We start from the raw sequence: 717 nt of genomic DNA on the forward strand, positions 1-717 counted from the left end.
ACCCTTTTCCACCTATTTGACGAGGGGGAGCTTGAAAAGATCGCCCACTTTTTCCGGTCTGAGATATATCCCGCCGGTGAGGTCATATTCAAGGAGGGTGACCCGGGGGATTTTGTCGGCCTCATAACGAGTGGGAGCGTCGAGGTGAAAAAGGTGTCCGATTTCCCGGGGAAATATATCGTTCTTGCACAGCTGAAAAGTGGCTCCATCATCGGAGAGTTCGCCATGCTCGATGAGCATCCCCGCTCGGCAACGGTCGTTGCCATCGAGGACACGGAGATAATCACCCTCAGCCGGGATTCACTAGAGGCATTTTTTGCACAGTATCCGGCGATAGGGATCAAGTTGCTGAAGGGAATCAGCAGGATATTAACCATACGGCTGCGGCAGTCAGCCAAAAGATTGACGCTCATATTTTAGCCCGTTCCCGATATGGGCCGGTTCGAAATGCGGAATGTTTTTTTGCGGTCGTTTGGCAAAAAGCTTTCGCACAGGGCATTAAAGACGACGCTGAAATCACCGATATAGGTAGTACGAAAATGTGCGGGAATCCAAACCGCATCTATTCGTGAGGGACAAGAAAACACGATATAAAGAGGTCGATATGATTGGCAAAATGAGAAGAAGCGGTCATTTCGTCATCGTCGCCATCATGATGGCTGCAGCCATCACGGCTGTTTCGTCCATTCGGCAGGAAGCCCTCGCATCGATGATCTC

General features: G+C 50.6%; 1 protein-coding gene. It reads left to right on the forward strand.

The window, feature by feature from the left end; translation table 11 throughout:
- The coding region (locus GTN70_11750) for a cyclic nucleotide-binding domain-containing protein (GenBank protein ID NIO17632.1) at positions 1 to 420 on the forward strand (420 nt) is incomplete at its 5' end.
- Between the last annotated feature and the right edge of the window lie 297 nt (positions 421 to 717).

The organism is Deltaproteobacteria bacterium (genome assembly GCA_011773515.1).
Classification (GTDB): domain Bacteria; phylum Desulfobacterota; class Deferrimicrobia; order J040; family J040; genus WVXK01.